This window comes from Corallococcus sicarius (assembly GCF_003611735.1).
Classification (GTDB): Bacteria; Myxococcota; Myxococcia; order Myxococcales; family Myxococcaceae; genus Corallococcus; species Corallococcus sicarius.
Genome location: NZ_RAWG01000708.1, coordinates 1 through 545, shown reverse-complemented (window position 1 = coordinate 545; position 545 = coordinate 1). Strand labels below are relative to the sequence as shown.

The following is a 545-nucleotide window of genomic DNA, read 5'->3' as shown; positions in this document are numbered from 1 at the left end:
CTGCCCCTGCCGTCCATGGGCCGCGGGGAGCGGGACGCCGCGACGCCGTCCGAAGCACCATCCCCTCCGGCCGGCAGGCGCACCGTGTCGCGCGAGCTCCCCGCCGCGGCGGAAGCCGAGCAGGTCGCACGCCGGGCCTCGACACCTGACGAGGACGGGCGCTTCGAAGAAGAGGACGCGTCGGAGCTCCCGTCGTCGGGGAGCGCCGTGCGCGGCGCACCGGCCCGGAACCCGCCCTCCGCGCGACGGACCTCCGCGGACGCCCCTGAAGCGGAGACGGTGTCCGCCACCGGGCCCGGACCTGCCCCGGCTCCGCGCCGCAAGCGCCTCTCGTGGGCCATCGCCGCGGCGCTGGGGCTCGCGGGCGTCGCGGGCGTGTGGACCCTGTCGCGCTCGAACCCGGGGGCTCCAGGCCTGGGGCAGGGGAGCACCGCGTCCCCGCCGGTCGCGAAGGCCCCCGCCGAACCGGCCACGAGAGAAGCCGTCGAGGCGGAAATCGAAGGGCAGCGGCGTGAGGCCGCCCTGGCCCTGCCTCCCGTCCCCAC

1 pseudogene is annotated in these 545 nt (G+C 78.2%); it reads left to right on the top strand.

Annotated features, from left to right (window positions below):
* Positions 1-84: 84 nt before the first annotated feature.
* Positions 85-545 (top strand): annotated as a pseudogene (locus D7X12_RS41810) (hypothetical protein); the annotation flags it as partial.